General features: G+C 70.8%; 5 protein-coding genes and 1 pseudogene. 2 read left to right on the forward strand and 4 right to left on the reverse strand.

What is annotated here, in order from left to right; all coding sequences use genetic code 11:
* Nucleotides 1–229 precede the first annotated feature (229 nt).
* Together AB0I18_RS51500 and AB0I18_RS51505 are read right to left on the reverse strand one after the other, a co-directional pair.
* Nucleotides 230–1,822: an MFS transporter gene (locus AB0I18_RS51500; protein ID WP_363112801.1), complete on the reverse strand. Its 1,593-nt coding sequence runs from the start codon at nt 1,820–1,822 to the stop codon at nt 230–232.
* A 123-nt stretch (nt 1,823–1,945) separates the two neighbouring features.
* The gene (locus tag AB0I18_RS51505) at nt 1,946–2,953 is read right to left on the reverse strand and encodes an NAD(P)/FAD-dependent oxidoreductase (RefSeq protein ID WP_363112802.1); all 1,008 of its coding nucleotides are present in this window, start codon (nt 2,951–2,953) and stop codon (nt 1,946–1,948) included.
* 101 nt (nt 2,954–3,054) lie between these two features.
* Here AB0I18_RS51505 and AB0I18_RS51510 point away from each other — a divergent pair, with 101 nt between their 5' ends.
* The gene (locus AB0I18_RS51510; RefSeq protein WP_363112803.1) at nt 3,055–3,645 is read left to right on the forward strand and encodes an XRE family transcriptional regulator; all 591 of its coding nucleotides are present in this window, start codon (nt 3,055–3,057) and stop codon (nt 3,643–3,645) included.
* Between the two features lie 128 nt (nt 3,646–3,773).
* Complete coding sequence (locus AB0I18_RS51515; RefSeq protein ID WP_363112804.1) at nt 3,774–4,646, forward strand: methyltransferase; 873 nt, start codon at nt 3,774–3,776, stop codon at nt 4,644–4,646.
* Nucleotides 4,647–5,201: 555 nt separating this feature from the next.
* On the opposite strand, the gene AB0I18_RS51520 is transcribed toward AB0I18_RS51515, so the two are convergent.
* Together AB0I18_RS51520 and AB0I18_RS51525 are read right to left on the reverse strand one after the other, a co-directional pair.
* Nucleotides 5,202–5,471, reverse strand: coding sequence for a hypothetical protein (locus AB0I18_RS51520; RefSeq protein WP_363112805.1), 270 nt, complete (start codon nt 5,469–5,471; stop codon nt 5,202–5,204).
* Nucleotides 5,472–5,530: 59 nt separating this feature from the next.
* Nucleotides 5,531–5,659: pseudogene (locus AB0I18_RS51525) on the reverse strand (RNA-guided endonuclease TnpB family protein); the annotation flags it as partial.

Here is a 5,659-nt window from a genome sequence, read left to right on the forward strand (position 1 = left end):
GACCGGCCTCTGGTTCCGGTCGCAGCCTCGCTCGTGCCGGCGGTTGCTATTGCAGTCGGCAACCGCCGGAGGACGCGCGTATCTGGAGCGCCACCGGGGAGTCGCAGCAACCGTCTTCTGACGCTTCCGGCCCCGGACAGGGGCGACTCGGCTTCAGCGGCTTCCTGGTCGGGGGGTGAACGCGGTGTTCGCGGGGTGGTCTGCTTACTGTGGCCCGGCTCTTGTGCGGTCAGCCGGCGGAGACAGCCTCAGCGGGGTCTGTCTCATCCGCGACCGCGGAGGGTGTGTTCTTGGGGCCGCGGAGGCCGATGTAGATGAACAGGACGCCCATGATGACGGAGCCTGCCCACATGGCCTGCTGCCAGCCGTCGACGAATGACTGCTGGGCTGCGTGGAGCACGTCCGGTGCGTGTGGTCCGGTGCTGCCCGCCACCGCAACGGCGTTGGCGACGCCTTCCCGGGCGGTGTCCGCGGCGCCTTGGGGGATGGCGTGCAGCTTGTCGTCGATGGCGTTGCGGTAGCCGGCGGACACGAGTGCGCCGAGCAGGGCGACACCGAGTGCGGTGCCGAATTCGCGGGTGACGTCGTTGAGGGCGGAGGCGACGCCCTGCTTCTCGCGCGGCAGGGAGGCGGTGATGGCCTCCGTGGACGGGGTCATCGACAGGCCCATGCCGACGCCCATGGCGAGCAGGCCGGGCAGGACGGACAGGTAGCCGCCGCTGACGGAGACGAACAGCGCCATGAGCGCCATGCCGACGCCTGCCAGTGCGATGCCCACGACCATGGTCGAGCGTGCGCCGATCCCCGCGGCCAGCTTGGGGGCCAGGCCGGAGGCCGTCATCATCGCGAGGGCCATGGGCATCATCGCGACCGTGGACAGCAGGCCCGACCAGCCGAGTACGGCCTGGAAGAACGGGAAGAGGACCACGCCGATGCCCGCCTGGACACCGAAGACCACCAGCAGCGTGACCGAGCCGCCCGACAGTCCGCGCTCCCGGAACAGGCGCACGTCCAGCAGGGAGGCGTCGCGGCGGTGCAGCTCCCAGGCCACGAAACCGATGGTGGCGATGAGGCCGACGGTCAGGCTGATCAGCGTCTCGGGCGCGGTCCAGCCGCGTTCGGGGCCCTCCTGCAGGACGAAGATGAGGCCGACCGCAGCGAAGCTGGAGACCAGCGCGCCGACGGTGTCGAATCGATGGGCCGAGGTCTCGCGGGAGTTGGGAACCGACTTCACCGTCATGGCCAGCGCCACGAGGACCAGGACCGCGGGCAGGACGAACAGCCAGCGCCAGTCGGCGACGTCGACGAGGAGCGCGGAGAGGAACATGCCCAGGATGCCGCCGCCTCCGGCGATACCGGTCCACACGCCGATCGCTTTGCCGCGCTGCTCTTGGGGGAAGGTGGAGGTGATGACGGCGAGCGTGATCGGCATGATCATGGCGGCACCGATGCCGCTGGCCACGCGGGCGGCGAGCATCACTTCCGCCGTCGGGGCCAGGCCCGCGACCACGGTAGCCATGCCGAACACGCTCAGTCCGGCGATGAGCATGGGCTTGCGGCCCAGGCGGTCGCCCAGGGCGCCGAGCGGTAGCAGCAGCGCGGCCAGGGCGAGGGTGTAGATGTTGATGATCCACAGGACCGTGCTCTGGGAGGCGGCGAATTCCACGGCCATGTGGGTCTGCGCGACGTTCAGCCCGGTCACCGAGGCGATGACCGCCATCAGGGCGATGGAGACGGTGGTCAGGATCGTGCGCAGCTGACGCGCGTCGGGGGCGCCCCGGCCGCCGGTCTGCGTGGCCGGTACGGGCTGGTTCGTACTCATGGATTCCTCTCAAAATGGGCATGCTGAGTCAGCGCCGGAGCAGGGCCGGTCGCCGGGTGAAGGGGGTGGGGCCCGGGCCCCGCACGCATCGAGGGCGTGCAGCGGCCGGTGCCGCGCCGGATGTCAGAGGGCGGGAGTTTCGCCCTGGGCTGCGGCCAGGGCCGCGTCGGTGTCTGCGGTGGCCAGCACGCTGTTGATGTGGGCGCCGGCCAGGGCGCCAGCCGCTGCGGAGGCGCCGACCTGGGCGGCAAGGTCGGTGGCGTTGCCTGCCGCCCACACGCCCGGCACCTCGGTGGTGCCCGCCATGCCGGTGGCGATGCCGCGGCCCAGGTTGTCGGGCAGGTCCTGCATCGGCAGCTTCAGCCCGTCCAGGCCCTCGGCGCGGGCTTCCATCCGGGTGGCGACCGCGAGGACGCGGCGGGCCACGACCTGGCCGCCGGTCAGGCGCACGCCGACGAGGGTGCCGTCCTCGTTGTTGACGACCTCCCGCACCGGGGTGTCGACGATGCGGATGTTGCGAGCGGCGAAGCGGGCGCGGGTGGCCTCATCCAGGTGAGTGCCGTGGCTGAAGTAGGTCAGGTCCTCGGTCAGCTGCCGGAACAGGAATGTGTGGCCGATGGAGGCCGGTCCGGTGGCGAGGATGCCGATGGGCTGATCGCGCACCTCCCAGCCGTGGCAGTACGGGCAGTGCACCACGCCGTGGCCCCAGTGCTGCCCGAGGCCAGGAACCTCGGGCAGCACGTCCTTCAGGCCGGTGGCCACCAGGACCCGGCGCGCACTCACGCTCCGTCCGTCGGCCAGGGTGATGGTGAACCGCAGATCCCCGTCCGTCGACGGGGCGGCGGGCTCGGTCGAGGTCACCTCACCGAAGACGACGCGCCCGCCGTACTGGCGCACTTGCTCCCGGCCTCGCTGAAGGATCTCGGGGGGCGGGGTGCCGTCCAGGACGATGGAGCCGTGCATGGCCTCGGCGGGCGCGTTGCGTGGGGAGCCGTTGTCGATCACGACGACCGAGCGGCGGGAGCGGGCGAGCATCAGCGCACTGTTCAGCCCTGCGGCGCCCCCGCCGATCACCACCGCGTCGACGGTCTCACCGGGCAGTGCGTCACTCGCGTAGGGAGAAGTTGTCACGGATGGCCTCCTGCCTTTCCTCGTCCACTGGTCCCAGACGTTGCGGACCATCGGCACACGACGTTAAGCCGGAGTTGCGTCAAAGGCATACAGTGTTGCTCATGACGCAAGAAGATGGAGATCTGGACAGCCTCGTACGCAAACGCATCCGTGCCTTGCGGGTGGCGCAGGGCTGGTCCCTGGAGGAATTGGCCTCCCGCGCCCACCTCAGCCAGTCCTCACTGAGCCGCATCGAGAACGGCCAGCGCCGCCTCGCACTGGATCAGCTGGTCACCCTCGCCCGCGCCCTGGACACCACGCTCGATCAGCTCGTGGAGACCGCCACCGACGACGTCGTCACCAGCCCGACGATCGACAGCACACACGGCCGGATGCGCTGGACCATCAAGGCCGACCCTGGGATGAGCGTGGTGCGCCAGCGCATGACCGAACCGCCCCCCGAGAACCCGGCGCGCATGCGCGCCCACCCGGGGCGCGAATGGCTCGTCGTCCTGTCCGGCACGGCGATCCTCATGCTCGGCCACCGCCGCTTCCGGCTCGAGACCAACCAGGCCGCCGAGTTCCCCACGATGATGCCGCACGCGATCGGCGCCGACGGCGGGCCCTGCGAGATCCTGGGCATCTTCGACCGGGACGCCCGCCGCGGGCACCAGAGCGACAGCGGCGACGACACCCAGGGTGCTCCCGAGTGACCGTGCGGCCGCGCGACGGCCTTCCCCGGCGGTGACACCTTGCGCGTCGGGCAGCGCCCTCGACCATCATCTTGCGTAAACAGGGACACTTCATGCTGCAGGCGCATATCCGTCCTAGTGTGAAGAGCATGAACCACGCACACACCGACACCCTCCACCACGGTGCTTCGCACGGTCACCACCACGAGCACGCAATGGACGGCCAGGCGGAGATCCTCGACCTGGACGCCGAGGTCCTCGCCGAGCACACCGCCTCCATCACCGCATGGCTGCCGCTGCAGCCCGTCCCGCACCACATCGTGGACCTGGGCTGCGGCACGGGCGCGGGCGCCTTCGCCCTCTTGGACCGCTTCCCCGACGCGCATGTCACCGCCGTCGACGCCTCCGCCGAACACCTGCAGCGCCTGCGCACCAAGGCGTGCACCCGCGGCGTCCAGGAGCGCGTACGCACGGTGCAGGCCGACCTCGACGACGACGCCTGGCCCGACCTCGGCTCACCGGACCTGGTCTGGGCATCGGCCTCGATGCACCACATGGCCCACCCCGACCGCGCACTGCGCACCGTCCACGACACGCTCGCGCCCGGCGGCCTGTTCGCCGTCGTCGAACTGGCCGGCCACCCCCGCTTCCTGCCCGAAAGCGCCCCCGAGGACCGGCCCGGCCTGGAAGAGCGCGTCCACGCCGCAGCCGACCGCCGCCAAGCCGAACACATGCCCCACCGCGGCGCCGACTGGGGCCCGATGCTGACCGCCGCCGGCTTCACCGTCGAGGGCGAACGCACCATCGCCGTGAACCTCGAAGGCTCCCGCAGCGAAGCGATCGGCCGCTACGCCACCGGCGTCCTGCAGCGCATCCGCAGCGTCATCGCAGACAGACTCTCCCCCGAGGACCTCACCGCGCTCGACCAGCTCCTCGACACCAGCAGCCCGCACAGCATCCTGCGCCGCGACGACCTGACGGTACGCACCGAGCGCACCGTCTGGGCCGCCCGCCGCATCTGACCACGGACGGTTCCTCCCGCCAGGGCGGGCCCGGCTCCGAGCCCGCGGGCGGTGAATGGCCGGTACGCTTTTCGTCCCGCTGGTCAGCTGCACTTTGCGGCGAAGCCATCGCCTGCACCGGGCATCGGGCAGCGACTCGGTGGTTTCGGCCTGGGTGCGGCTGGGTCGGCAGCGCCCGGACCGGGAAGTCGGGCTGCGACAGGGCGTGGAGCAGCTGTCGGTTGTGCGCGGTCAGTTGGTTCACAGCGCGGACGAGGTACTCGACGTCGGTCCGCAGCTGGGCCGGCTCGGTGGCGTCCTTGGCACGGAGCTCCTTCAGTTTGACGATCTGCTGGCGCAGACGGATCTCGGAGTGCGGCGTCTGTCCGCGCGCTCTGACCTGCGCGTAGAAGTCGTTCTTGAGGTCTATGTGGCGCTGGGTGAGCGCGTTACGCGGGACGCCGGCTTCCTGGGCCAGGGCGACGATCGTCAGCGCGCTGTTGGAGTGCTGCGAGGTTCCCGGCAGGATGCGGTCCATTGCCGCGCGGATACGGTCGCGTCCGTCGGGTGCGGGGCTCATGAGGTGCCGTCCTGGAGTGTGGCGCAGGTGCGGTGGTGGGCGTCGGCGAGGTCGCGCAGACGGGTGGCGTTGTCGCGCAGTCGCGCGCCCAGCGGGCCGGGGACGTGGCCTGCCTGCTGGTCAAGCGCGGTGGCGCGGCGACGGAGGCCGGCGGCGTGCTGATCGGTGCGGGCGATGTTCGCGCAGGCGGGGACGCACTGGTCGAGGCTGGGGGTGTCCTTGAGGCCGCGGTGGCACAGGGCCTTGTCGCGCTTGTAGACGCACATCAGCAGCGTGTGGGGATTGTCTTGAAGCGATCTCCCACGTAAACGAGGGAGATTCCGCCCTACCTTGCGGTGGGTGGCTTGACGCGCGGTGCGCGCCTGACGGCTGCCCTTCCGGCAGCCGGGATGAGCGCGTGGCCCGTCCGGTACAGGTGCAAGATGTTCCGGGCCGCGTTGTGGTCGGCGTTGCC

This window comes from Streptomyces sp. NPDC050704 (assembly GCF_040654355.1).
Classification (GTDB): Bacteria; Actinomycetota; Actinomycetes; order Streptomycetales; family Streptomycetaceae; genus Streptomyces.